21 protein-coding genes and 1 riboswitch are annotated in these 24851 nt (G+C 68.7%); of the genes, 15 read left to right on the top strand and 6 right to left on the bottom strand.

The features are described 5' to 3' along the window. The first annotated feature begins 155 nt into the window (after positions 1-155). Positions 156-325, top strand: a riboswitch (M-box (ykoK) riboswitch). A 291-nt stretch (positions 326-616) separates the two neighbouring features. The 4 genes from G6N37_RS05025 to G6N37_RS05040 all read left to right on the top strand — a co-directional run bounded on the left by G6N37_RS05025 (position 617) and on the right by G6N37_RS05040 (position 6698). Next, positions 617-856 (top strand): Rv1535 family protein, encoded by a 240-nt coding sequence (locus tag G6N37_RS05025; RefSeq protein ID WP_163676752.1) that lies wholly within the window; start codon positions 617-619, stop codon positions 854-856. A 319-nt stretch (positions 857-1175) separates the two neighbouring features. Further along, complete coding sequence (gene ileS, locus G6N37_RS05030) at positions 1176-4301, top strand: isoleucine--tRNA ligase (protein ID WP_163676754.1); 3126 nt, start codon at positions 1176-1178, stop codon at positions 4299-4301. Between the two features lie 126 nt (positions 4302-4427). Beyond that, a complete protein-coding gene (locus tag G6N37_RS05035; RefSeq protein ID WP_163676756.1) occupies positions 4428-5168 on the top strand; it encodes a hypothetical protein in 741 nt (246 codons plus the stop codon). 111 nt (positions 5169-5279) lie between these two features. Further along, positions 5280-6698: a DNA polymerase IV gene (locus G6N37_RS05040; RefSeq protein WP_443677496.1), complete on the top strand. Its 1419-nt coding sequence runs from the start codon at positions 5280-5282 to the stop codon at positions 6696-6698. Here the strand turns inward: G6N37_RS05040 and G6N37_RS05045 are convergent. After that, on the bottom strand, positions 6663-7589 hold the full coding sequence (locus G6N37_RS05045; protein ID WP_163676758.1) for an asparaginase: 927 nt from the start codon (positions 7587-7589) through the stop codon (positions 6663-6665). The two genes, G6N37_RS05040 and G6N37_RS05045, sit on opposite strands and share 36 nt — an antisense overlap. A gap of 70 nt (positions 7590-7659) precedes the next feature. Between G6N37_RS05045 and lspA the strand changes: the two genes are divergently transcribed. Both lspA and G6N37_RS05055 read left to right on the top strand, forming a co-directional pair. Continuing rightward, positions 7660-8244 carry a signal peptidase II gene (lspA, locus tag G6N37_RS05050; RefSeq protein WP_163676760.1) on the top strand — a complete coding sequence of 195 codons (585 nt, stop codon included), beginning with the start codon at positions 7660-7662 and terminating at the stop codon, positions 8242-8244. Continuing rightward, positions 8241-9167, top strand: coding sequence for an RluA family pseudouridine synthase (locus tag G6N37_RS05055; protein ID WP_163676763.1), 927 nt, complete (start codon positions 8241-8243; stop codon positions 9165-9167). The genes lspA and G6N37_RS05055 overlap by 4 nt, the downstream gene beginning before the upstream one ends. Here the strand turns inward: G6N37_RS05055 and G6N37_RS05060 are convergent, their stop codons facing one another. Further along, positions 9168-9926, bottom strand: a complete 759-nt coding sequence (locus tag G6N37_RS05060) for a class I SAM-dependent methyltransferase (protein ID WP_163676765.1) — start codon at positions 9924-9926, stop codon at positions 9168-9170. It lies immediately after the preceding gene. A gap of 123 nt (positions 9927-10049) precedes the next feature. Beyond that, complete coding sequence (locus G6N37_RS05065) at positions 10050-10454, bottom strand: group I truncated hemoglobin (protein ID WP_163676769.1); 405 nt, start codon at positions 10452-10454, stop codon at positions 10050-10052. A gap of 285 nt (positions 10455-10739) precedes the next feature. Here G6N37_RS05065 and G6N37_RS05070 point away from each other — a divergent pair, with 285 nt between their 5' ends. The 4 genes from G6N37_RS05070 (at position 10740) to dnaE (ending at position 16830) form a co-directional block, all read left to right on the top strand. After that, positions 10740-11780 (top strand): SDR family NAD(P)-dependent oxidoreductase, encoded by a 1041-nt coding sequence (locus G6N37_RS05070; RefSeq protein ID WP_163676771.1) that lies wholly within the window; start codon positions 10740-10742, stop codon positions 11778-11780. 4 nt (positions 11781-11784) lie between these two features. Continuing rightward, positions 11785-12588 (top strand): SDR family NAD(P)-dependent oxidoreductase, encoded by an 804-nt coding sequence (locus G6N37_RS05075; RefSeq protein ID WP_163676774.1) that lies wholly within the window; start codon positions 11785-11787, stop codon positions 12586-12588. A gap of 199 nt (positions 12589-12787) precedes the next feature. Next, positions 12788-13219, top strand: coding sequence for a type II toxin-antitoxin system Rv0910 family toxin (locus G6N37_RS05080; protein WP_163676776.1), 432 nt, complete (start codon positions 12788-12790; stop codon positions 13217-13219). Between the two features lie 77 nt (positions 13220-13296). Further along, positions 13297-16830, top strand: a complete 3534-nt coding sequence (dnaE, locus tag G6N37_RS05085) for a DNA polymerase III subunit alpha (protein WP_163676780.1) — start codon at positions 13297-13299, stop codon at positions 16828-16830. 71 nt (positions 16831-16901) lie between these two features. Here the strand turns inward: dnaE and G6N37_RS05090 are convergent, their stop codons facing one another. After that, positions 16902-17843, bottom strand: coding sequence for an MBL fold metallo-hydrolase (locus G6N37_RS05090; RefSeq protein WP_163676783.1), 942 nt, complete (start codon positions 17841-17843; stop codon positions 16902-16904). Continuing rightward, positions 17840-18286 (bottom strand): PPOX class F420-dependent oxidoreductase, encoded by a 447-nt coding sequence (locus G6N37_RS05095; protein ID WP_163676787.1) that lies wholly within the window; start codon positions 18284-18286, stop codon positions 17840-17842. Before G6N37_RS05095 ends, G6N37_RS05090 begins: the two co-directional genes overlap by 4 nt. A gap of 54 nt (positions 18287-18340) precedes the next feature. Between G6N37_RS05095 and G6N37_RS05100 the strand changes: the two genes are divergently transcribed. The 5 genes from G6N37_RS05100 (at position 18341) to G6N37_RS05120 (ending at position 23850) form a co-directional block, all read left to right on the top strand. Then, positions 18341-18730 carry a helix-turn-helix domain-containing protein gene (locus G6N37_RS05100; protein ID WP_163676790.1) on the top strand — a complete coding sequence of 130 codons (390 nt, stop codon included), beginning with the start codon at positions 18341-18343 and terminating at the stop codon, positions 18728-18730. Positions 18731-18743: 13 nt separating this feature from the next. Continuing rightward, entirely contained in the window at positions 18744-19223 is a 480-nt protein-coding gene (locus G6N37_RS05105) for a VOC family protein (protein ID WP_163676802.1), read from the top strand. A 40-nt stretch (positions 19224-19263) separates the two neighbouring features. Continuing rightward, positions 19264-21090 (top strand): fatty acid--CoA ligase FadD11, encoded by a 1827-nt coding sequence (gene fadD11, locus G6N37_RS05110; RefSeq protein ID WP_163676805.1) that lies wholly within the window; start codon positions 19264-19266, stop codon positions 21088-21090. Beyond that, on the top strand, positions 21087-22979 hold the full coding sequence (locus tag G6N37_RS05115; protein ID WP_163676808.1) for a lysophospholipid acyltransferase: 1893 nt from the start codon (positions 21087-21089) through the stop codon (positions 22977-22979). Before fadD11 ends, G6N37_RS05115 begins: the two co-directional genes overlap by 4 nt. Before the next feature lie 145 nt (positions 22980-23124). Next, on the top strand, positions 23125-23850 hold the full coding sequence (locus tag G6N37_RS05120) for a hypothetical protein (protein WP_163676811.1): 726 nt from the start codon (positions 23125-23127) through the stop codon (positions 23848-23850). A 262-nt stretch (positions 23851-24112) separates the two neighbouring features. Here the strand turns inward: G6N37_RS05120 and G6N37_RS05125 are convergent, their stop codons facing one another. Then, the gene (locus G6N37_RS05125; RefSeq protein ID WP_163676813.1) at positions 24113-24757 is read right to left on the bottom strand and encodes a hypothetical protein; all 645 of its coding nucleotides are present in this window, start codon (positions 24755-24757) and stop codon (positions 24113-24115) included. Positions 24758-24851 lie beyond the last annotated feature (94 nt).

Here is a 24851-nt window from a genome sequence, read left to right on the forward strand (position 1 = left end):
TGAACAGTCCACGCCAGCCGCGCGTGGTCATACGCCCAGCTCATGGCCCATACCTGGGTGGATCCTGTGTGCCCGCCCCGGGAAACCGTAAAGATTCAGGAACATCGCCTCGAGGAGTTTGACCCCGTCGGACCCGTCGTGCATTATCGGTCGGGTATGCACCTCGTTAGGTGAGGCGTCTACACGAATACAGGCCACTGACCCCGAACGTCGAAAGACGCCCCGGGTCAGGACAGCTCCTCCCGGCTTAAGGGTTGAGCCCAGGTGGCTTCCGGAATACCGGACACGTCGTGTGGTGCCGAAGCTCTGACGAGAGGGGTGCGGATCTCCGACGGTCGTCGGTTTTTCTGCTCCTCATGCTGCGCGCAGATCGCGTGCGGGACCCCGCACGTGTCGTGACCGCGAGGAGGTGAGGGACACATGAGTTCCAGCGACAGTCCGGATCGAAGTCCGAGCTCCGTCTCGTCCCGATCCCGTCTCCGGCACGACGTTCTCAGCTGAGTCGTTGCAACGCCACGTGGCTTATCGGCCAGGCGTTCTCCGGATCGGAACCGCGACGGGACTTCGACACGTCAGTCCAGTTAGTCCCGGTAGGAACCCCGCGTAGGAGATCATCATGACCACAGCTCTGTACGACGAAGTGGTGACCGTAGCGCCCGCCCGCACGTTGAGGGTGGTGCGCGACGTCGAGACCACCGCGGCCCCGGTGGCCAAGAAGGCCGCCCGCCCGGCCGGCAAGCAGCCCGTCTTCGCCGGCGACCCGCTGGTGGAGGGCGCCACCCGCTTGCTGAGCATTCCGCTGCGCCACCTGTACGCCGCGCTGCTGCGGGTTGGTGTGCTCGAAGTTCTGGCCTGATCCGATGGGCAGCGACCAACCACGGCTCCAAGGGGCTACCCGGCCGCAGGTGTGACCTGAGGCCAGGTAGCCCCTTGGAGTGCTTCGCCTGAGTAGAATCGAGCCACTGGCGTTGATCCGGCATCACCGGGGAGCCTTCGGAAGAACAGCCGGCTTCTTTCTCTGGCCAGCTCAGTAGAACCGAACGGGTGGGCCCGTCACAGCCTCCAAGGAGCGGTCACGCGACAGCGTGGCAAGCGGGGTGGTACCGCGGCGCTCGCGCAGGCAGCGCGTCGTCGTCCCCGGCCTGACCATAGGCACGCAGGAGACGACGCGCACCGTGACCGAAAACGCTGACGCCAGGGCTTATCCCAAACTGGCGAGCGGAGCACCCGATTTTCCGGCCCTCGAACTCGAGGTCCTCGACTACTGGGCCCGTGACGACACCTTCCGGGCCAGCATCGCCCGCCGCGACGGCGCCGAAGAATACGTCTTCTACGACGGACCGCCGTTCGCCAACGGGCTGCCGCACTACGGGCACCTGCTGACCGGCTACGTGAAGGACATCGTCCCGCGGTACCGCACCATGCGCGGCTACAAGGTCGAGCGCCGTTTCGGCTGGGACACCCACGGGCTGCCCGCCGAACTCGAGGTCGAGCGGCAGCTCGGCATCACCGACAAGTCGCAGATCGACGACATGGGCATCGCCGCGTTCAACGAGGCCTGCCGCGAATCGGTGCTGCGCTACACCGACGAGTGGCAGGCGTATGTCACGCGCCAGGCCCGCTGGGTCGACTTCGACAACGACTACAAGACGCTCGACCTGTCCTACATGGAGTCGGTGATCTGGGCGTTCAAGCAGCTCTGGGACAAGGGTCTGGCCTACGAGGGCTACCGCGTCCTGCCGTACTGCTGGCGCGACGAAACCCCGCTGTCCAACCACGAATTGCGGATGGACGACGACGTCTACCAGAGCCGCCAAGACCCCGCGCTGACGGTGGGATTCAAGGTGGTCGGGGGCGCGCTGGACGGCGCGCACCTGCTGGTGTGGACGACGACGCCGTGGACCCTGCCGTCGAACCTGGCCGTCGCGGTCAACCCGGAGGTCACCTACGTCGAGGTCCGGGCCGGCGAGCACCGTTTCGTGCTGGCCGAGGCCCGGTTGGCCGCCTACGCCCGCGAGTTGGGTGACGAACCCGAAGTGCTGGGCACCTACCGCGGGGCCGATCTTCTGGGCACGCGCTACCTGCCGCCCTTCCCGTATTTCATGGACAGCCCCAAGGCTTTTCAGGTGCTGCCGGGGGAGTTCGTCACGACCGAGGACGGCACCGGCATCGTGCACATGGCGCCGGCCTACGGCGAGGACGACATGGCCACCACCGACAAGGTGGGCATCGTGCCGGTCACCCCGGTCGATTCCAAGGGGCGTTTCGACGCGACGGTGCCGGATTACCAGGGGCAGCACGTCTTCGACGCCAACCCGCACATCATCCGCGACCTGAAGAACGGCGGCGGCCCGGCTGCGGCCAACGGTGCGGTGCTGCTGCGCCACGAGACCTACGAGCACCCCTACCCGCACTGCTGGAGGTGCCGCAATCCGCTGATCTACCGGGCGGTGTCGTCGTGGTTCGTCGCGGTCACCGCCTTCCGCGACCGCATGGTGGAGCTCAACCAGCAGATCACCTGGTACCCCGAACACGTCAAGGACGGCCAGTTCGGCAAGTGGCTGCAGGGCGCGCGTGACTGGTCGATCTCGCGAAACCGCTACTGGGGCAGCCCGATTCCGGTGTGGAAGTCCGACGACCCGGCCTACCCGCGCATCGACGTCTACGGCAGCCTCGACGAGCTGGAGCGCGACTTCGGGGTGCGGCCGACCAACCTGCACCGGCCCTACATCGACGAACTCACCCGCCCCAATCCCGACGACCCGACCGGCCGCAGCACCATGCGGCGCATCCCCGACGTGCTCGACGTGTGGTTCGACTCGGGCTCCATGCCGTACGCGCAGGTGCACTACCCGTTCGAGAATGGTGAGTGGTTCGACACCCACTATCCCGGCGACTTCATCGTCGAGTACATCGGCCAGACCCGCGGCTGGTTCTACACCCTGCACGTGCTGGCCACCGCGCTGTTCGACCGCCCGGCCTTCAAAACCTGTGTCGCACACGGGATTGTGCTGGGCTCGGACGGGCAAAAGATGAGCAAATCGCTGCGCAACTACCCCGACGTCTCGGAGGTCTTCGACCGCGACGGCTCCGACGCCATGCGGTGGTTCTTGATGGCGTCGCCGATCCTGCGGGGCGGCAACCTGATCGTCACCGAGCAGGGCATCCGCGAGGGCGTGCGCCAGGTCCTGCTGCCGTTGTGGAACGCCTACAGCTTCCTGGCCCTCTACGCGCCCAAAGTCGGCTCCTGGCGCACCGATTCGCGGCAGGTGCTGGACCGCTACATCCTGGCCAAGCTCGCCGAGCTGCGCGACAACCTCACCCGCGAGATGGACACCTGCGACATCTCGCGCGCCTGCGAGCACCTGCGCCAGTTCACCGAGGCATTGACGAATTGGTATGTGCGACGGTCGCGTTCGCGGTTCTGGGAGGAGGACCCCGACGCCATCGACACCCTGCACACCGTGCTCGAGGTCACCTCGCGGCTGGCCGCGCCGCTGCTGCCGTCGGCCACCGAGATCATCTGGCGCGGTCTCACCGGCGGGCGGTCGGTGCACCTGGCCGACTGGCCGGAAGAAGGTGTGGTGCCCGCGGACCCCGGCCTGGTCGCCGCGATGGATCAGGTCCGCGAGGTGTGCTCGGCGGCGTCGTCCCTGCGCAAGGCCAAGAAGCTGCGGGTGCGCCTGCCGCTACCGAAACTGACCGTGGCGGTCGATGATCCGCGGCGGCTGGCGCCGTTCGCCGACCTGATCGCCGACGAGCTCAACGTCAAGAGCGTCGAGCTGACCGACGCCATCGACACCTACGGGCGGTTCGAGCTCACCGTCAACGCCCGCGTCGCCGGGCCGCGGCTGGGCAAGGACGTGCAGGCCGCCATCAAGGCGGTGAAGGCGGGGGAGGGCGTCGTCAACCCCGACGGCACCCTGACGGCGGGTCCCGCGGTGCTGCAGCCCGAGGAATACACCTCGCGGCTGGTCGCCGCCGACCCCGAGTTCACCGCCGCCCTGCCCGACGGGGCCGGGCTGGTGGTGCTGGACGGCACCGTCACCCCGGAGCTGGAGGCCGAGGGCTGGGCCAAGGACCGCATCCGCGAACTGCAGGAGCTGCGGAAGTCGAGCGGGCTGGACGTGTCCGACCGGATCTCCGTCGTGATGTCGGTGCCCGCCGAGCGGGCGGACTGGGCGCGCACCCACCGCGAGCTGATCGCGGGTGAGATCCTGGCCACCAGCTTCGAATTGGGCGAACCGGCCGACGGCGCCGACATCGGTGACGGCGTGCGGGTGAGCATCGCCAAGGCCTAGCGGCGCAGAACCCGGTCGTGGGTTTTCGAAAAATGTTCCGAAAAAGTGTCCGAGGTATCCGGGCTGGCTGCTCGTAGCTGTGACGGCGGCCCACCGGGGGTCGCGACCACAGTTAAGGAACATGTCATGAGCGCCATCGAAGACTTCCGGTCGACGACCTTCGCCGCCGTCCCGTACGAGGATCTGACCGTCGCCGAGGCGTGGGCGTCGAGCCCGCTGGGCGACCCCACGATCGAGGACGATTCCCTCGTCCAACCCGTCGAGTCTGAGGATTCTCCGGCCACGACCGTGATCGCGAAGCCGCGCTCGAGGGGGACGAACGCCCTGCTCGCCGGGGCCGTGGTCGCGGCGCTCGGAGCGGTCGCCGGGCTCGGCCTGCTGCTCGTCGACGGGCCGGGCTCCAAGGAGCACAAGCCCGCCGTCGTGGTGCCGAATTCCAGCGTCGGCTCGGTGACGCCCCAGGCCCCCAGCGCGGTTGCGCCGCCACCCCTTTCGCCGGCCCCGCCGTCGGCGGCCGCCCCTGCTGACGCGGCGCAGGTCTCGCCGGCACCCGTCAGCGGTGGGCATGCGCCCGTGGTGATCGCGCCGGCACCGGCACCGGCCCCGGCGCCCGCGGCCCCGGCTAATCCGGACGTCCCGCCGCCCCCTCCCAATGTGACCGTCAACGTCCCGCCGGTGATAGTGCCCGTGCCCGTTCCGGTACCGGTGCCGCCCCAGCACGGTGGCAGTCAGCAGGGCGGCGGCCAGCCCGCGCCGAGCGGTGGCAGCGGCCACGGGCCCATCCAGTGTTTCGCCTGCCACCCGCCGGTCCAGCAACAGCCGATCCACCCGCAGCCGATCCACCCCCAGCCGCTGCAGCATCCCTAACCGCTAGTGCGCGACCGCAGGGCGCGGTGGGCATGGACCCAGAACGGCATGCCCGCCGCGGTGCCGTCGGCGTCCATACAGAAGGACGCTAGACCAATAGCATTTTCAGTTGTGGAGTCCCGTTGGGTGCTGCACCTGGACATGGATGCGTTCTTCGCCTCGGTCGAACAACTCACCCGGCCGACCCTGCGGGGGCGGCCGGTGCTGGTCGGCGGCCTGGGCGGGCGGGGCGTGGTCGCCGGCGCCAGCTACGAGGCCCGCGTGTACGGGGCCCGCTCGGCCATGCCGATGCACCAGGCCCGCCGCCTGATCGGGGTGACCGCGGTGGTGCTGCCGCCGCGGGGCGTGGTGTACGGCGTGGCCAGCCGGCGGGTCTTCGACACCGTGCGCGCCGTGGTGCCGGTCGTCGAGCAGCTGTCGTTCGACGAGGGCTTCGGCGAACCGCCCCACCTCGCGGGCGCGTCCGCCGAGGACGTCGAGGCGTTCTGCGAGGATCTGCGGCGACGGGTGCGCGACGAGACGGGCCTGATCGCCTCGGTCGGAGCCGGCTCGGGAAAGCAGATCGCCAAGATCGCATCGGGTCTGGCGAAGCCGGACGGCGTGCGGGTGGTCCGGCGGGCCGAAGAGCGGTCGCTGCTGGGCGGGTTGCCGGTGCGGCGGCTGTGGGGCATCGGGCCGGTCGCCGAGGAGAAGCTGAATCGGCTCGGCATCGAGACGATCGGCGAGCTGGCCGCGCTGACCGACGCCGAGGCCGCCAACATCCTGGGCGCGACGATCGGGCCGGCTCTGCACCGCCTGGCGCTCGGCATCGACGACCGGCCCGTCGCCGAGCGGGCCGAAGCCAAACAGATCAGCTCCGAGTCCACCTTCGCCGTCGACCTGACCAGCCTGGAGCAGCTGCGTGAGGCGATCGACCCGATCGCGGAGCACGCGCACCAACGTCTGCTGCGCGACGGCCGGGGCGCCCGCACCGTCACCGTGAAACTGAAGAAATCGGACATGAGCACGCTGACCCGTTCGGCCACCTTGCCGTATGCGACGACCGAGCCCGGCGCGCTGGTCGCCGTGGCCCGCCGGCTGCTGCTGGACCCTCGCGAGATCGGGCCGATACGCCTGCTGGGCGTGGGGTTCTCGGGGCTGAGCGACGTGCGCCAGGAGTCGTTGTTCCCGGACCTCGACCTGGCGGGGGAGACGGAGGACCACCCCCTGGAAACTGTGGCGACGGCGGCCGAGGCCATGTTCTCGCCGGGGCCCGAGGCGGTCCCGGGGTGGCGGGTGGGGGACGACGTCACGCATCCCGAGCTCGGGCACGGCTGGGTGCAGGGCGCCGGCCACGGCGTCGTCACTGTGCGGTTCGAGACCCGCAGCTCGGGCCCCGGCCCGGCCCGCACGTTCCCCGGCGGCACCGCCGAGCTCACCAAAGCCAACCCGGTGGATTCGCTGGACTGGCCGGATTACCTGGGCGCGCTGCAGGCCCTGGACGCGAATGCGCCGTCAGCCCCAGCGGGCGATGACGTCGCCGACCGGTAGCTGTGCGGCCAGCGCGGCCATCAGCAGCACCCGGGCCTGCGGCGGCCGCAGCCGGGGCACCATCACCGCGCCGGCGGCCGCCATCTCGTGCCCCGGCCCGTAGCTCGCACCGACGCGGCCGCCCGGGACACGGGTGGACACCGCGACGGCGACCCCGGCCCGGCAATGCCGGGCCACCGCGTCGACCACCGGGTCGCCCGCGTTGCCCGAACCCAGCGCCTCGAGCACCAGGCCCCGCGCCCCGGCGGCCACACACGCGTCCATGGCCACCCCGTCGCTGCCCAGGTACGCGGCGACGATGTCGACCCGTGGCGCCTGCGCCGCGCTGAGATCGCCGAGCTGGGGCCGGGTCTTGGGGCCGGCCAGGGTGATGCCGCCGTTGACCGTGGCGATCAGCTCACCGGCGAAGCCGCTCAGGTCGTGGGTCGCCACCTTGCTCAGGCCCAGCGGCTGCAGCACCCGGCCGGCGAAACACACGAGCACACCCAGGCTACGGGCGGCCGGGCTGCCCGCCACGGCAAGGGCGGCGCGCAGGTTGGCCGGGCCGTCGGCGTCAGGGGCGTCGGCGCTGCGCATGGCTCCGGTGAGCACCACCGGGACGTCACCGTCGTAGGTGAGCTCGAGCCACAGCGCGCTCTCCTCCATGGTGTCGGTGCCGTGGGTGACCACCACGCCGTCGGCGCCGTTGTCGATCGCCGCCCGGACCGCGCCGCGTATCCGGTCCCAATCGGCCGGCACCAGTTGCGAGCTGTCCAACGCGAGCACGTCGACGACGTCGACGTCGAGACCCGCCGCCAGGTCGGCCGCGCCGTAGGAGGGCCGGTGCACGCCGTCGGCGTCGGTGCCGGTCGATATCGTGCCTCCGGTGGCGATGACGGTGAGCCGACCCATGGTGAGATCATCGCGCACGCCAACCGCGAACATCGGCCGGCCCGCGTGCGCATTGGGGGATGATGTGAGAGTGCCCGAGGAACCCACAGGATCCAGTGAGCCCGTGACCTCGACCGAGAAGGCCGAGGACGCCGCGGCCACCCACCCGGCGCGGCCGCCGAGGCGGCTGCGCCTGCTGCTATCGGTCGCGGCGATCGTCTTGGCCCTGGACATCGTCACCAAGGTGCTCGCCGTCAAACTGCTGCCACCCGGTCAGCCGGTGCCGATCATCGGCGACACGGTGACCTGGACGTTGGTGCGCAATTCCGGTGCCGCGTTCTCGATGGCCACCGGTTACACCTGGGTGCTCACGCTGATCGCGACGGGCGTGGTGGTCGGGATCTTCTGGATGGGACGCAGGCTGGTGTCACCCTGGTGGGCGGTCGGGCTGGGGATGATCCTCGGCGGCGCCACGGGCAACCTGGTCGACCGCTTCTTCCGGGCGCCCGGTCCGCTGCGCGGCCATGTCGTGGACTTCTTGTCGGTCGGCTGGTGGCCGGTGTTCAACGTCGCCGACCCGTCCGTGGTCGGCGGGGCCATCCTGCTGGTGGTGCTCTCGGTCTTCGGCTACGACTTCGACACCGTGGGCCGGCGGAGTAAGGCCGACCAGAGTTGACCGACCGTTCCATGCCGGTCCCGGAGGGGCTGGCGGGCATGCGCGTGGACGCGGGGCTGGCCCGGCTGCTGGGACTGTCCCGCAGCGCCGCGGCGGCCCTGGCCGAGGGCGGCGGTGTCGAATTGGACGGCGTGCAGGCCGGCAAGTCCGATCGGCTGACCGGCGGGGCGTGGCTGCAGGTGCGCCTGCCCGATGCCCCACCGCCGGTGGAGAACACGCCCGTCGACATCGAGGGCATGACGATCCTGTACTCCGACGACGACATCGTCGCGGTCGACAAGCCGGCGGCGGTGGCCGCGCACGCATCGGTGGGCTGGACGGGGCCGACCGTGCTCGGCGGGCTGGCCGCCGCGGGCTACCGGATCACCACGTCGGGGGTGCCCGAGCGGCAGGGCATCGTGCACCGCCTCGACGTGGGCACCTCCGGGGTGATGGTGGTGGCGCTGTCCGAGCGTGCCTACACGGTGCTGAAGCGCGCGTTCAAACAGCGCACGGTCGACAAGCGCTACCACGCGCTGGTGCAGGGGCATCCGGACCCGTCGAGCGGGACGATCGACGCGCCGATCGGACGGCACCGCGGCGGCGAGTGGAAATTCGCGGTCACGACGAACGGCCGGCACAGCCTCACCCACTACGACACCATCGAAGCCTTCACCGCCGCCAGCCTGCTCGACGTGCACCTGGAAACCGGTCGCACGCACCAGATTCGGGTGCACTTCTCCGCGCTACACCATCCGTGCTGCGGTGACCTCGTCTATGGGGCGGATCCGAAACTCGCGAAAAGGCTTGGGCTGGAACGGCAATGGCTGCATGCCCGCTCGCTGTCGTTCGCCCATCCGGCGGACGGCAGGCGGATGGAGATCGTCAGCCCCTACCCGGCCGATCTGCAGCACGCGCTGGACGTGCTGCGCGACGAGGGCTGATCACCCGGGCTTGCGCGCCTCGACGAGCAGCCGCACGGAGTGCGCGACGAACGGCCCGTCTGCCTCGATGCGCTCGTGCAGTTCGCGTAGCCGCTCGCGGTAGGCGTCGACGGTGAAGTCCGGCACCGTCCAAATCACCTTGCGCAGGAAGTAGATAACGGCCCCGACGTCGAAGAATTCGGCCCGCATCCGCTCCATGCGGATGTCCACGACGTCCATACCGGCGGCCCGGGCCTGGGCGTTCTGGACGTCGGGGTGCAGCTCCGCCCATTTCTCCGGCTGCGGCCCGATGAAGTATTCGACCAGCTCGGCCATCGTGGCGGGCCCGATCTGCTGGGCGAAGTAGGTGCCGCCGGGCCGCAGCACCCGGGCGATCTCCGGCCATCGCACCGCGATGGGGTGGCGGCTGGTCACCAGGTCGAACGCCGCGTCGGCGAACGGCAGCCGCGGCTCGTCAGCCGTCACCACGACCACCACGCCGCGGGGGTGTAGGCGTTGGGTTGCCAGGGCCGCGTTGGGCGGCCAGGACTCCGTCGCGGCCATCGTGGGCGGGAACCTTTCGGCGCCCGCGAGGACCTCGCCGCCGCCCGTGTCAATGTCGCACGCGGCCGACGCGCTCGCCAGCCGGCGGCTCATCTGCCGCTGGTAACCCCACGACGGGCGTTCCTCGGTGGCGCGCCCGTCCAGCCAGGAGAAATCCCACCCGTCGACGGGGGCCGCGTCGGCCTCCGCCACCAGGTCGTCGAACGTGTGGCCCATGCCGAGCATGCTAGGCACCGCTCACGGTGCGCGGCGCGCGTTGGGCACGACGCGCCGAGATTGCCGCCATGGTCGCGGCGGCGGGCGCGGCCGCAGCCGCCACGGCAATCTCGGCGAACGCGGCTAGACCTTCGCGGTGTCGCCCGTCGCGATCTCGGGGGCCAGCGGCGCGATCGCGCCGATGATCTCGGTGACCGTACCGGAGGGGACCCCGGCGGCGGCCAGCGCGTCGGACAGGTGCCGAGCCACCAGGTTGAAGTGGTGCATCGTGATGCCGCGGCCCTGATGCACCTGCTTCATCGGTGCGCCGGTGTAGGGCTCGGGGCCGCCGAGGGCGGCGGCGAAGAACTCCACCTGCTTGCCTTTGAGGCGGTTCATGTTGGTGCCGGTGAAAAAGCCTGCGAGTTGGTCGTCGGCAAGCACACGAACGTAGAAGTCCTCGACCACGACTTCGATCGCCTCGTGTCCGCCGATCCGGTCGTAGATGGCGACCGGCTGGGGTTTGCGGAAGCGTGCCAGCATTTTCATAAGTTCGATTGGAACATTTCGGCGTTGCCCGTCAGTTAGTTCGCGGTCGCGCGCGGATGTCTTTGCGTAACAAGCGGATTATCCCGTTTTGACGGTTGCGCTCGGCCGCGTGTGAGGCGCGCGGGCCGCTTTACATGCGCGAAATCTGCATCGACGCGAGGGGCTGATGCCATAGGTTGGCTTAATGACTCACGTCACATCATTCACGCAGCCCCACCAAGCGGTCGTGGTCAGCGGGCGGGCCAGTTGCGGTCGGGGGGCCGACATCATCAGGAGCGCAAACCGATGAACCTTGGTGACTTAACGAGCTTGGTCGAGAAGCCGCTCGCGAGCTTGGTAGAGAAGCCGATCGCCGCGGTGTCCCACATCGTCAACACCCCCAACTCCGCGGGGCGCTACCGGCCGTTCTATCTGAGGAATCTGCTGGACGCCGTGCAGGGCCGCACGCTGGACGAGGCCGTCGGGGGCAAGACCGTCCTGATCACCGGGGGGTCGTCGGGCATCGGCGAGGCCGCCGCGAAGAAGATCGCCGAAGCGGGGGGCACGGTCGTGCTCGTCGCGCGGACCCGGGAAAACCTGGAGAAAGTGGCCGACGAGGTCCGCGGTGACGGCGGCGCCGCCCACGTCTATCCGTGCGACCTGTCGGACATGGACGCGATCGCCGCGATGGCCGATCGGGTGCTGAGCGATCTCGGGGGCGTCGACATCCTGATCAACAACGCGGGGCGGTCGATCCGGCGATCACTGGAGCTGTCCTACGACCGGATCCACGACTATCAGCGCACCATGCAGCTGAACTACCTGGGCGCGGTCCAGCTCATCCTCAAATTCATCCCCGGCATGCGGGAGCGCGGCTTCGGGCACATCATCAACGTCTCCTCGGTCGGCGTGCAGACCCGCGCGCCGCGCTTCGGCGCCTACATCGCCAGCAAGGCCGCGCTGGACAGCCTGTGCGATTCGCTGCAGGCCGAGACCGTCAACGACGGCGTGAAGTTCACCACCGTGCACATGGCCCTGGTGCGCACCCCGATGATCAGCCCGACCACGCTCTACGACAAGTTCCCGGCGCTGACGCCGGACCAGGCGGCCGGGGTGATCGCCGACGCCATCGTGCACCGGCCGCGGCGGGCCAGCTCGCCGTTCGGGCAATTCGCCGCCGTCGCCGACGCCGTGAACCCGGCGGTGATGGACCGGGTGCGCAACCGCGCGTTCACAATGTTCGGCGACTCCCACGCCGCCAAAGGCGACGAATCGCCAAGCGATTCACCGCAATTCGATAAACGCAGCGAGACGTTCGTGCGGGCGACCCGCGGGATACATTGGTGACATCATGAGCCTTCCGAAACCCGATCTTGAGACCACCGTCGTCATCACCGGCGCCTCGTCCGGCATCGGCTCCGAACTGGCGCGCGGGCTGGCCCGCCGCGGCTTCCCGCTGCTGCTGGTCGCGCGGCGCCGGGAACGCCTCGACGATCTCGCCAACGAGGTGGGCCGGGAGTACTCGGTGGCGGTCGAGGTGCTGCCGCTGGACCTCGGCGATCCCAAGGGCCGCGCGAAGTTGGCGGACCGGTTGCGCGCCGAGCCGATCGCCGGCCTGTGCAACAGCGCGGGTTTCGGCACCAGCGGCGTCTTCCACGAGCTGCCGGTAGAGCGCGAGAGCGAGGAGGTCACCCTCAACGCGCTGGCGTTGATGGAACTCACCCACGCGGCCCTGCCCGGCATGGTCGAGCGCGGCGCCGGCGCGGTGATGAACATCGCGTCGATCGCCGGGTTTCAGCCGGTGCCCTACATGGCGGTCTATTCGGCGACCAAGGCGTTCGTGCAGACGTTCTCCGAGGCCGTGCACGAGGAGCTGCACGGCACCGGGGTATCGGTGACGTGTCTGTGCCCCGGCCCGGTGCCGACCGAGTGGGCCGAGATCGCCAACGCCGAGCGGTACAGCATTCCCCTCGCGCAGGTCTCGCCGCGCGACGTCGCCGAGGCGGCGATCGGCGGGATGCTGGCCGGCAGCCGCTCCGTGGTGCCCGGCGTCGTGCCCAAGGTCGTCAGCACCGCCGGCAGATTCGCACCGCGCAGCCTGCTGCTGCCCGGGATCCGGATCGGTAACCGCTTCCGCGGGGGACCCAACCGCTGACCGACGCCGGTTTTCGGCCACTCGCGTCACTCGCGCCCCTGCGCCGGACGACCGACGATCTGCCCACCTCATGGCGACAAATCGTCCACCGGGTGGACGGTGTCTTGGATTGTCGCTATGAGGCGGGCACAACGCCGCATCCCCCGGAGTGGGGACGGGAGTGGCGGATGTGACGAAGCGGCCGCGCTAGGCTCCGCTCATGGCCGCTGTTGACCTGACCGCCGATATGCCGATGAGCCCGCAAGAGATGTGGGATCACGTCGCCGACCTGTCGGACCTGGGTGATTGGCTGGTGATGCACGAGGGGTGGCGCAGCGAGCTGCCCGAGGAGCTCGGCGAGGGCGTCCAGGTGGTGGGCGTGGCCCGGGCCAAGGGTTTCCGCAACCGGGTGACGTGGACGGTGACGACGTGGGATCCGCCGCACGAGGTGGCGCTCTCCGGATCCGGCAAGGGCGGCGCCAAGTACGCCGTCACGCTCACCGTGCGGGCCGCCCAAGCGGGATCGACGCTGGGCCTGCGCCTTGAGCTGGGCGGGCGGGCGTTGTTCGGGCCGGTCGGGTCGGCGGCCGCGCGGGCCGTCAAAGGGGACGTGCAGAAGTCGTTGAAGAACTTCGTCGAGTTGTACGGATAGCCGGGTCCAAGAAACGCCAGACACACGCGGCGACACGCCCAACTCGTGTCGGTTCGCAGTCATACACTGGCTCCTCTATGAACCAGTCCTCCTTCGTGCACCTGCATAACCACACCGAGTACTCGATGCTGGACGGGGCCGCGAAGATCACCCCGATGCTCGCCGAGGTGGAGCGGCTGGGGATGCCCGCGGTCGGCATGACCGACCACGGAAACATGTTCGGCGCCAGCGAGTTCTACAACGCGGCGACGAAGGCGGGGATCAAGCCGATCATCGGGGTCGAGGCCTACATCGCGCCGGGCTCGCGCTTCGACACCCGGCGCATCCAGTGGGGTGACCCCGGCCAGAAGTCCGACGACGTCTCGGGCAGCGGTTCCTACACCCACCTGACAATGGTGGCCGAGAACGCCGCCGGCCTGCGCAACCTGTTCAAGCTCTCCTCGCTGGCCTCGTTCGAGGGCCAGCTGGGCAAGTGGTCGCGGATGGACGCCGAGCTCATCGCCGAGCACGCCGAGGGCATCATCGCCACCACCGGGTGCCCGTCGGGGGAGGTGCAGACCCGCCTGCGGCTGGGGCACGACCGCGAGGCGCTGGAGTCGGCCGCGAAGTGGCGCGAGATCTTCGGCGCCGACAACTACTTTCTCGAGCTGATGGACCACGGGCTGTCCATCGAGCAGCGCGTCCGCGAGGGATTGCTCGAGATCGGCCGCAAACTCGGCATCCCGCCGCTGGCCACCAACGACTGCCATTACGTCACCCGCGACGCCGCCCACAACCACGAGGCGCTGTTGTGCGTGCAGACCGGCAAGACGCTGTCGGATCCCAACCGGTTCAAGTTCGACGGCGACGGCTACTACCTGAAGTCTGCCGCCGAGATGCGCCAGATCTGGGACGGCGAGGTGCCCGGCGCATGCGACTCGACGCTGCTGATCGCCGAGCGGGTGCAGCCCTATGACGACGTGTGGGCACCGCGCGACCGGATGCCGGTCTTCCCCGTGCCCGAGGGACACGACCAGGCCTCCTGGCTGCACCACGAGGTGATGGCGGGACTGCGGCGGCGTTTCGGATCCGGCGTCGGCCAGGACTACATCGACCGGGCCGAGTACGAGATCAAGGTCATCTGCGACAAGGGCTTCCCGTCGTACTTCCTCATCGTCGCCGACCTGATCAACTACGCGCGGTCGGTCGACATCCGGGTGGGGCCGGGTCGTGGCTCGGCGGCCGGCTCGCTGGTGGCCTACGCGCTGGGCATCACCAACATCGACCCGATCCCGCACGGCCTGCTGTTCGAGCGGTTCCTCAACCCCGAGCGTCCGTCGGCGCCGGACATCGACATCGACTTCGACGACCGTCGTCGCGGTGAGATGGTGCGCTACGCCGCCGACAAGTGGGGCCAGGACCGCGTCGCCCAGGTCATCACCTTCGGTACCATCAAAACGAAAGCGGCGCTGAAGGATTCGGCGCGGATCCACTACGGTCAGCCGGGCTTCGCCATCGCCGACCGGATCACCAAGGCGCTGCCGCCGCCGATCATGGCCAAGGACATCCCGCTCTCGGGCATCACCGATCCGGCGCACGAGCGGTACAAGGAGGCCGCCGAGGTGCGCAGCCTGATCGAAACCGACCCCGACGTCCGCACCATCTACCAGACCGCGCGCGGCCTGGAGGGTCTGATCCGCAACGCGGGCGTGCACGCGTGCGCGGTGATCATGAGCAGCGAGCCGCTCACCGAGGCCATCCCGCTGTGGAAGCGGCCGCAGGACGGCGCGATCATCACCGGCTGGGACTACCCGTCGTGTGAGGCCATCGGCCTGCTGAAGATGGATTTCCTGGGCCTGCGCAACCTGACGATCATCGGCGACGCGCTGGAAAACATCAAGGCGAACAGGGGAATTGACCTCGACCTGGAATCGGTCCCGCTCGACGACAAGCCCACCTACGAGCTGTTGGGCCGCGGCGACACGCTGGGGGTGTTCCAGCTCGACGGCGGGCCGATGCGCGACCTGCTGCGCCGCATGCAGCCCACCGAGTTCAACGACATCGTCGCCGTGCTGGCGCTGTACCGTCCGGGTCCGATGGGCATGAACGCCCACAACGACTACGCCGACCGCAAGAACGGGCGCCAGGCGATCAAGCCGATCCACCCCGAGCTCGAGGAGCCGCTGCGCGAGATCCTGTCGGAGACTTACGGTCTGATCGTCTACCAAGAGCAGATCATGACCATCGCCCAGAAGGTCGCCTCCTACACGATGGGTAAGGCCGACGCGCTGCGCAAGGCGATGGGCAAGAAGAAGCTCGAGGTGCTCGAGGCCGAGTACAAGGGCTTCTACGAGGGCATGACGGCCAACGGCTTCTCCGAGCGCGCGGTGAAAGCGTTGTGGGACACCATCCTTCCGTTCGCCGGGTATGCGTTCAACAAGTCGCACGCCGCCGGCTACGGCCTGGTCTCCTACTGGACCGCCTACCTGAAGGCCAACTACCCGGCCGAATACATGGCGGGCCTGTTGACCTCGGTGGGCGACGACAAGGACAAGGCCGCGGTCTACCTGGCCGACTGCCGCAAGCTGGGCATCACCGTGCTGCCGCCGGACGTCAACGAGTCCCTGGTGAACTTCGCCTCGGTCGGCCAGGACATCCGGTTCGGGCTGGGCGCGGTGCGCAACGTCGGCGCCAACGTGGTCGGTTCGTTGATCAAGACCCGCAACGAGAAGGGGAAGTTCACCGACTTCTCGGACTACCTGAACAAGATCGACGTCTCGGCCTGCAACAAGAAGGTCACCGAGTCGCTGATCAAGGCGGGCGCGTTCGACTCGCTCAGCCATGCCCGCAAGGGCCTCTTCCTGGTGCACACCGACGCCGTCGATTCGGTGCTGGGCACCAAAAAGGCCGAAGCCATGGGGCAATTCGACCTGTTCGGCGGCGATGACGGATGCACCGAGTCGGTGTTCACCATCAAGGTGCCCGAAGACGAGTGGGAGGACAAACACAAGCTGGCCCTGGAGCGGGAGATGCTCGGCCTGTACGTGTCGGGGCATCCGCTCAACGGCGTGGCGCATCTGCTGGCCGGCCAGGTGGACACCCAGATCCCCGCCATCCTGGACGGCGATGTCCCCAACGAAGCCCAGGTGCGGGTGGGCGGGATCCTGGCGTCGGTCAACCGCCGCGTCAACAAGAACGGAATGCCCTGGGCCTCAGCCCAACTCGAAGACCTGACCGGCGGCATCGAGGTGATGTTCTTCCCGCACGCCTATTCCACCTACGGCGCCGACATCGCCGACGACGCGGTGGTGCTGATCAACGCCAAGGTCGCCATCCGCGACGACCGGATCAGCCTGATCGCCAACGACCTTGTGGTGCCGGACTTCTCCAACGCCCAGCCGAACCGGCCGATCGCGGTCAGCCTGCCCACCCGGCAGTGCACCATCGACAAGGTCAGCGCGCTCAAGCAGGTGCTGGCGCGCCACCCCGGCACCTCCCAGGTGCATCTGCGGCTCATCAGCGGGGACCGGATCACCACGTTGGAGCTGGACGCCTCGCTGCGGGTGACGCCCTCGCCCGCGCTGATGGGCGACCTCAAGGAGCTGCTCGGCCCGGGGTGCCTGGGCAGCTAGCGTCATGCCGAACGTGAAGCTAGCCGCACACTGGCGTCCGAGTGTGAAGCTAGCTTCACACTCGCGGCGCGCTAGGCGGTCAATCCCAGCGCGGCCTGGTGGTCGTGGGTGGGGATGATCGTCACCGCATGCCGCGCCAGGTGCAGCCGCTGCAGTGTCCGGAAGGCTTCGTCGCGATCCTCGTCCACCAGAACGCCCGGATAGCCCGACTTCTGGCGGACCTTCTCGATCTGCAACGCATGCCATGCCGCGTCGCCGGCGATCAGGATCCACCCGCGGCCGGTGTGGGCGAGCACGCCCACGCTGCCCGGAGTGTGCCCGGGCAGGTCGACCAGGAGCACGGACTGGTCTCCGAACAGATCGCGGCTTCGGGTGAAGGTCAGCACCGGCGGACCGTCCAACTCGTAGTCGACGACGGGCCGTCCGCGCAGCGAATCGCGGACACCGCCGACCGGCGCCACGGGCCCGGACCCGATCCAGTTCCGCTCGATGCGGTGCAGGTGAACCGGGAGGTCCGGCAGGTCCAGCAGACCCGATACGTGGTCCCAGTGCGCGTGAGTCGGCAAGGCGAAATCCAATGGCGGCGCTTCGGACAGCCGGGTCAGGGCCGTGATCGTGGGCACGGTGTCCGCGGGCGGACGGACCGCAACGCGCAGCACCGAGGGTAGTTGAGAGATCACCCGGCGCTCGACGTCGCGGCACACGGCCGGATCGACGATGAATGTGGCGTCCGCATGGCTGACGATGAACGAGGTCATCGAGTTCCCGACGCGCGCCGGCGCGAACGTGCCCTCGACGATCGCCGCGGTCGGCACCGAGCGCGGCACCTGGGGTAATGCGGTCACCGTGACGGTGCGCCGCGACTCGGGCAGTCCCGCGTCGGCGATGCTGCGCAGGAACCGCTGGTCGGGTCGCTTCGGACGCACCGCGCCCCAGACCAATCCGGTTGCAGCGGAGCAGCATTGGCGCAGGGTGGGGGAGCGGACGGGATCGGATGCCGTTGCGCGCGTCATGGCACGTCCACCCGGACCATGAGGCTGTCGGCCCAGACGCCGCGCTCGCGCGCGCGGCTCAGCTTCTCGTGCACGCCGAGGTCTTGGTGGACGTTGGTGACGCCCGGAACCTTGATCAGCGGCATGATGTTCCACTGCCAGCCGTACCGTTCGCGCAGGACGCGGTTGGCCCGCTCGGCGTCGACGCCCGAAAGGATGGTGGCCCGGCCTGCCACCGTCATGGCGCCCGGCCGGACCCGGCCCCGATAGTCGCAGGCGGTGAGTTCAACGTCGTTGCGCGCGGTCAGGCGCCTGGTCTTGGGCCCCACTTTGGTGCGGAACACCAAGGCGTCGCCGTCCAGCCCGAACCAGATCGGGGTGTCGACGGCGGTGCCGTCGCGGCGGAACGATCGCAGCAGCGCGTAGCGCGCCGCGGCCAGGCTGTCGAGGGAATGTGTGTGCATGGCCCCAGTCAACGACCTAGAGTTGGCTCTAAGTCAAGCGCTGGAGGAGGCCCGATGGCCGCACGGCTGACGATCGGCGAGGTGGCCCGCCAAGCCGGGGTGGCGGCGACCACGCTGCGGTACTACGAGCAGATCGGGTTGGTGCCGCCGCCGGGGCGGCTGGGCGGGCAGCGCCGCTACGACGATTCGGTGCTGGCCCGGCTCGAGGTGATCCGGCTCTGCAAATCGGCCGGCTTCGCGCTGGAGGAGATCCAGCTGCTGTTCGCCGATGATGCGCCGGGGCGGCCGGCCAGCCGCGCGCTGGCCGAGGCCAAGCTCGCCGAAATCGACGCGCAAATGGAGTCGCTGGCCCGGGCGCGCGCCGTCATCGAGTGGGGCATGCGCTGCACGTGCCCGTCAATTGACTCGTGTACGTGCGGGATTCATACCGCGTTGCCCGCCTGAGCAAAGGAGCGCCATGACCCGGCCGCAACCCATCGCCGTGCAGAACTTCTCCCATGTTTGCATCGGCGTCTCCGACATCGAGGCGTCCCTGGCCTTCTACACCGCGGTGCTGGGCATGGACGTCGTCTTCGACGTCGAACTCGACGGTGCCGGGCTGGACTCGGTCACCGGCGGGGCGGCGCAGCGCGGCCGGATGGTCGGCGGGCTGATCGGCGCCGTCATGGTCGAGCTGCTGTCGCTGGGCGCGGTGCCCGAGTGCCCCAGCGGCCCGCACCTGGGTTACACCAACGTCTCGTTCCGGGTCGACGACCTCGACGCGACCTTCGACGCGGTCCGGCGCGAACACCCCGACGTCCGGGCCCAACCGCCCGTCGATATCGGCGGCGTGCGGATGTTCTTCATCTACGACCCCGACGGCACGCCGATCGAACTGCTCGAGCTGCCCTCGGGCATAACGAGCACGGTGCAGCTCTGGCGCCAAGATCCCGCGTGATGTGTTCCGCGCCACAACCCACGCACGTACGCTCACACATATGACCACAGCCGAGCGCCCGGCCACCCTATGTGAGGCGTTCCAGCGCACCGCGTCGATCGATCCGGATGCCGTCGCCCTCCGGACCCCCGGCAACAAGCAGACGATGACGTGGAGTGAGCTTGCGGCGCAGGTGCGAAAGGTCACCGCAGGTCTGGCGGGCCTGGGCGTCGGACGCGGCGACACGGTGTCGCTGATGATGGCCAACCGCATCGAGTTCTACCCCTTCGAGATCGCCGCCCAACACCTCGGCGCCACTTCGTTTTCGGTGTACAACACGCTGCCCGCCGAGCAGCTGACCTACCTGTTCGACAACGCCGGCACCAAGGTCGCGATCTGCGAGGAGCAGTACGTGGACCGCATCCGCGCCAGCGGTGCACCCATCGAACACATCGTCTGCATCGACGGTTCACCGCCCGGCACCATGTCGGTCGACGACGTGTATGCCGCCGCGCGGGCCGATTTCGACTTCGAGGCGACCTGGCGGGCGGTGCGGCCCGACGACGTCGTCACGCTCATCTACACCTCGGGAACCACCGGAAATCCCAAGGGTGTCGAGATGACCCACGCCCATCTGCTGTTCGAGGCGTATGCCCTCGATGCAGTCCTCCCCTCCCGGTTCGGTGACCGGGTCACGTCGTACCTGCCGACGGCGCACATCGCCGACCGGGTGATGGGTCTGTACGGCCTGGAAGTGTTCGGTGCCCAGGTCACCGTGGTCTCCGATGTCCGCGCCATCGCCGCCGCGCTGCCCGACGTGCGGCCCACGGTCTGGGGCGGTGTGCCGCGGGTGTGGGAAAAGCTCAAGGCCGGAATCGAATTCGCCGTCAGCACCGAACCGGACGAGGGCAAGCGTCAGGCGTTGCAGTGGGCGATGTCGGTGGCCGCCAAGCGCGCCGCCGCCCTCCTGGCCGGCGAGCCGATGTCCGACGAGTTGGCCGCCGAATGGGCCGGGGCCGACGAGTTGGTGCTGTCAAAGCTGCGCGAGCGGCTCGGCTTCGGCGAACTGCGGTGGGCGGTATCGGGCGCGGCCCCCATCCCGAGGGAGACGCTGGCGTTCTTCCTCGGCATCGGCATCCCGATCGCCGAAGTGTGGGGGATGTCGGAACTGAGCTGCGTCGCCAGCGTCAGCCATCCCCGCGACGCGCGCCTGGGTACCGTCGGCAAGCTGCTTCCCGGGATGGAGGGCAGGGTCGCCGACGACGGCGAATTCCTGGTGCGTGGCCCGCTGGTGATGAAGGGCTACCGCAAGGAACCCGCCAAGACCGCCGAGGCGATCGACGCCGACGGCTGGCTGCACACCGGCGACATCATCGACGTCGACGACGAGGGCTACCTGAGAATCGTCGACCGCAAGAAGGAGCTGATCATCAACGCCGCCGGAAAGAACATGTCGCCGGCCAACATCGAGAACACTGTGCTGGCCGCGTGCCCGATGATCGGCGTGATGATCACGATCGGCGACGGGCGGCCGTACAACGCCGCGCTGATGGTCTTCGACGCCGAATCGGTCGGGCCGTACGCGGCCCAGCTGGGGCTCGCCGACACGTCGCCCGCCGCCCTGGCGACCCATCCGGAGGTCATCGCCCGGGTCTCCGCGGGTGTGGCCGAGGGCAACGCCAAACTGTCGCGGGTGGAACAGATCAAGCGCTTCCGGATATTGCCGTCGCTCTGGGAGCCCGGGGGAGACGAGATCACGTTGACCATGAAACTCAAGCGCAAGCCGATCATGACGAAGTACGCGAGCGAGGTCGAGGAGCTCTACGCGCCCGAGTTGCACCCGGACGTGCACGAGCCTTCCGCGGCCGCGACGGTGCAGCCCGCATGAGCGGGGGACCGGGCGCGACCGCCCGCGAGCTAGGCCGGCTTGGGATGCGAAAACTGCTGCAGCGCACCGGTATTGTCGAGGAATCGACGACACCGCTGGCTACCGATACGGCGGAGGTGGTCCAGCTGCTCGCCGCCCCGTGGTACGACGAGCGGCTGAGCGCGCTGGCCGACGAGCTCGGGCGGGACTTGTCCAGCGTGCGCGCCGAGGCCGCGTCCTACTTGCGGGAGATGGCGCCCTCGCTGGACGAGCGGGCCGTCAGGGCCTGGAGCGGCTTCAGTCGCTGGCTGATGCGGGCCTACGACGTGCTGGTCGACGAGGACCAGATCGCGCAGCTGCGCAAACTGGATCGCAAAGCGACGCTGGCGTTTGCCTTTTCGCATCGCTCATATCTGGACGGCCTGCTGCTGCCGGAGGTGATTCAGGCCAACCGGCTCTCGCCGGCGCTCACCTTCGGCGGCGCCAATTTGAACTTCTTCCCGATGGGGACGTGGGCCAAACGCACGGGCACGATCTTCATCCGGCGCCAGACCAAAGACATCCCCGTATACCGGTTCGTGTTGCGCGCGTACGCCGCCCAGCTGGTGCAGAACCACGCCAACCTCACCTGGTCCATCGAAGGGGGCCGCACCCGAACCGGCAAGCTACGGCCCCCGGTGTACGGGATCCTGCGCTACATCAGCGACGCGGTCGACGAAATCGACGGCCCCGAGGTGTATTTGGTGCCCACGTCGATCGTGTACGACCAGCTGCACGAGGTGGAGGCGATGACCACCGAGGCCTACGGTGCGACGAAGCGACCCGAGGACTTCCGCTTCCTGATCCGGCTGGCGCGACAGCAGGGCGAGCGGCTCGGCCGCGCCTACCTGGACTTCGGCGAGCCGCTCCCGCTGCGCAAGCGCCTCGAGGAGCTGCGCGCCGAGGAGACCGGAACCGGCACCGAGATCGAACGCATCGCGCTGGATGTCGAGCACCGGATCAACCGCGCCACCCCGGTCACCCCCACCGCGGTGGTGAGCCTCGCGCTGCTGGGTGCCGACCGCTCGTTGTCCATCAGCGAGGTGCTGGCCACCGTGCGGCCGCTGGCGAGCTACATCGCGGCCCGAAACTGGTGCGTGGCCGGTGCCGCCGACCTGACGAACCGCTCGACCATCCGCTGGACGCTGCATCAGCTCGTCGCCTCGGGCGTGGTCAGCGTCTACGACGCCGGCACCGAACCGGTCTGGGGCATCGGCGCAGACCAGCACTTGGTCGCCGCGTTCTACCGCAACACCGCCATCCACATCGTGGTCGACCGCGCCATCGCCGAGACGGCGCTGCTGGCGGCCACGGAAGACGCCGAAAACTCCGTCGACGGCTTGGTGTTGCCGGCGACCGTGCGCGACGAGGCCTTGAGCCTGCGCGAGTTGCTGAAGTTCGAGTTCTTGTTCTCGGCGCGCGCGCAGTTCGAGAAGGACCTCGCCGACGAGGTCCGCCTGATCGGGCACGTGGAGGACACCAGCAAGGCGGCCAGCGCGGCCGACGTCCGCGGCCTGCTGGAGAAGGCCGACCTGCTGCTGGCGCACCTGGTGCTTCGGCCGTTCCTGGACGCCTACCACATCGTCGCCGACCGGTTGGCCGCCTACGACGACGAATCATTCGACCAGGACGCGTTTCTCGCCGAATGCCTCGAGGTCGGCAAGCAGTGGGAGCTGCAGCGCAGGATGGCCAGCGCCGAGTCCAGGTCGATGGAGTTGTTCAAGACGGCGCTGCGGCTGGCCCGGCACCGCGAACTGGTGGACGGCTTCGAAGACCTGGATGTCGCGCGGCGGCGTCGCGAGTTCGCCGACGAGATCGCGACGGCCGTACGGCGCGTCAACACCATCGCGAGCCTGGCCGGTGCGCGGTGATCGGCCATTGCGCTGTGGCAGGCAGACTATCCGCGCGCGTGGCGGCGCCGAAACTGTAGTGAAAACCCTGATGCGGCGAAGCGTCCTTGCGCAATAGCGTCGGATCTCACAACGCTGCGACCGTTCGCCCGAGAGGCGTCCGCACGTGCTGACAGGTGTGCGCATCGCTGCCGAGCGCGAAAGGATCAAGCGCGCGGTCGGAACAGCGCGAAGGCGCATTCGTCAGCCGCAAAAAGGAATACCAAGCATGATGTCATCCACTTCGAAGCTGGCCGCTGCTCTGTCGATCGTCACAGCCGTCGCCGCAATCGCTCTCGGACTGCTTGCGCCGGTGCCGGCGGACGACGGGTGCCCCGACGACGTTGTCCCGCGTCTCGCACGACCCGGCGACGGGGCGTGCGCATCCAATCAGGTTGCGGCAGTGATCGCGCAGGCGAAGACCAATGCCGGTAGCCGGCGCGAACCGAACGGAGGCACCCCGGGGGCCTACAACCTGATCGCGACGTCTATACCACAGGCGCCCACGACGTCGCTGACGCCGAATGATCGCGGATATGTGCGCGTGCAAACGAAGTCGGGATCAACCGGCTGCTCCATCAATACCGAACTGGTTGCTTGCCAGACCTCTGCGGACAACTGGCCAATCGGCCCCAGTGGGAGGCACTTCCACACTGCCAGCATCAACGCCAACGGTGACTTCAATTGGGTCGAAGCTGATCTCGGTGCGCTCGAGGGCCGCGTCACACTCGACTTCCGGACCTACACCGCCCAGGGCTGGACGATTGTCGCAGACTCAGAGGCCACCAAGTTCACCAATGACCGCAGCGGGCACGGCATGTCCGTCAGCGATGAAAGCGTGACACCGTTCTGAGTGAGTCCGCGGTTCGCATTCTCCGAAAGTGTAAGGGCATCCCTGACCAGGCTAATTCGGCTGCCATCAACCTGGCACGAAAGATCGCACCGCAAGTACCGCAGTAGAAACTGTTGCGTCCGGCCGGGCGATCAGAAATCGCGCATGCTCGACCATCCCATTGCTGCGCTGATGCGGCACCGGCGCCGTTGCCGACGCACGCGATCGACCTCTGGCCCTGGTCAGACCCATGACGCCGGCGGACTGCGGGAGCGCCGTCAATTCAGGGCATTTGGTAGGCGCACCTGCCGGGCTTGTGCTCGGTGAGGGGGACGGGTTTGCCGTCCACCTGGATCGCACAGTCATGGGTACCGTGGTGGTCGGTGTAGTTCAACGCAAGGAGTTTGCTCCCGGTCACGTGCACCGTCTGCGACCACGGCGTGGAAACCCATGTGGTCGTGCTGGCCGGATACACCGGGGTCCCTGGGTCGGGGATGACTGAGAACACATCACCACCGCCGAGGACCTGATAGGTGACGGTGTGCTCGCCCGGCCCCGGCGAGTTGGTCTGCGGCTGCAGCCCGCCGGTGGCTCCGACGCCGGCATTGGCGTTTTCCTGCCACGTTTCTTGCCGCCGCTGCGGGGTGACGCACACTGCGTCGCCGTCGTATCCTTCCCGCCACACCAGGCCCGAGACGCACGTCTTTGGCCCGTAGGCGCCGCCGCCGGCATAGCCCTGGCCTTGCGCAGCGGCGGCGTTCTCGTTCTGCACTTCCTGGGCGACATTCGGTGGCACGCAGACGTTGTCGCCGGGCCGCGTCAGGCGCGGAACTTCACCGGCGATGTCGCCGGGAATGCATCCGCCGTTAGCCGAGGCGGTAGGTAACGCGGTCAGTCCGCCGGCGATGGTGAGGGCAGCCGCACACATCGGCAACACGCGTGAAAGCCACGTGCCGCCAGCGAGTCTCGGTGCGGACGCTGGCTCCGACGTAGCGTGACTAGACATGGCAAGGTCTCCTCTC

It is taken from the genome of Mycobacterium seoulense (assembly GCF_010731595.1).
Classification (GTDB): domain Bacteria; phylum Actinomycetota; class Actinomycetes; order Mycobacteriales; family Mycobacteriaceae; genus Mycobacterium; species Mycobacterium seoulense.

Bases quoted from the DNA above. Each gene is read 5' to 3' on its own strand.
- G6N37_RS05100 (WP_163676790.1), top strand. From the start codon at position 18,341: ATGGCCGCACGGCTGACGATCGGCGAGGTGGCCCGCCAAGCCGGGGTG.
- G6N37_RS05025 (WP_163676752.1), top strand. From the start codon at position 617: ATGACCACAGCTCTGTACGACGAAGTGGTGACCGTAGCGCCCGCCCGC.
- dnaE (WP_163676780.1), top strand. From the start codon at position 13,297: ATGAACCAGTCCTCCTTCGTGCACCTGCATAACCACACCGAGTACTCG.
- G6N37_RS05125 (WP_163676813.1), bottom strand. From the start codon at position 24,757: ATGTGTGCGGCTGCCCTCACCATCGCCGGCGGACTGACCGCGTTACCT.
- G6N37_RS05045 (WP_163676758.1), bottom strand. From the start codon at position 7,589: ATGGGTCGGCTCACCGTCATCGCCACCGGAGGCACGATATCGACCGGC.
- G6N37_RS05115 (WP_163676808.1), top strand. From the start codon at position 21,087: ATGAGCGGGGGACCGGGCGCGACCGCCCGCGAGCTAGGCCGGCTTGGG.
- G6N37_RS05060 (WP_163676765.1), bottom strand. From the start codon at position 9,926: ATGGGCCACACGTTCGACGACCTGGTGGCGGAGGCCGACGCGGCCCCC.
- G6N37_RS05105 (WP_163676802.1), top strand. From the start codon at position 18,744: ATGACCCGGCCGCAACCCATCGCCGTGCAGAACTTCTCCCATGTTTGC.
- G6N37_RS05095 (WP_163676787.1), bottom strand. From the start codon at position 18,286: ATGCACACACATTCCCTCGACAGCCTGGCCGCGGCGCGCTACGCGCTG.
- fadD11 (WP_163676805.1), top strand. From the start codon at position 19,264: ATGACCACAGCCGAGCGCCCGGCCACCCTATGTGAGGCGTTCCAGCGC.
- G6N37_RS05065 (WP_163676769.1), bottom strand. From the start codon at position 10,454: ATGAAAATGCTGGCACGCTTCCGCAAACCCCAGCCGGTCGCCATCTAC.
- G6N37_RS05080 (WP_163676776.1), top strand. From the start codon at position 12,788: ATGGCCGCTGTTGACCTGACCGCCGATATGCCGATGAGCCCGCAAGAG.
- G6N37_RS05075 (WP_163676774.1), top strand. From the start codon at position 11,785: ATGAGCCTTCCGAAACCCGATCTTGAGACCACCGTCGTCATCACCGGC.
- G6N37_RS05070 (WP_163676771.1), top strand. From the start codon at position 10,740: ATGAACCTTGGTGACTTAACGAGCTTGGTCGAGAAGCCGCTCGCGAGC.
- G6N37_RS05035 (WP_163676756.1), top strand. From the start codon at position 4,428: ATGAGCGCCATCGAAGACTTCCGGTCGACGACCTTCGCCGCCGTCCCG.
- G6N37_RS05090 (WP_163676783.1), bottom strand. From the start codon at position 17,843: ATGACGCGCGCAACGGCATCCGATCCCGTCCGCTCCCCCACCCTGCGC.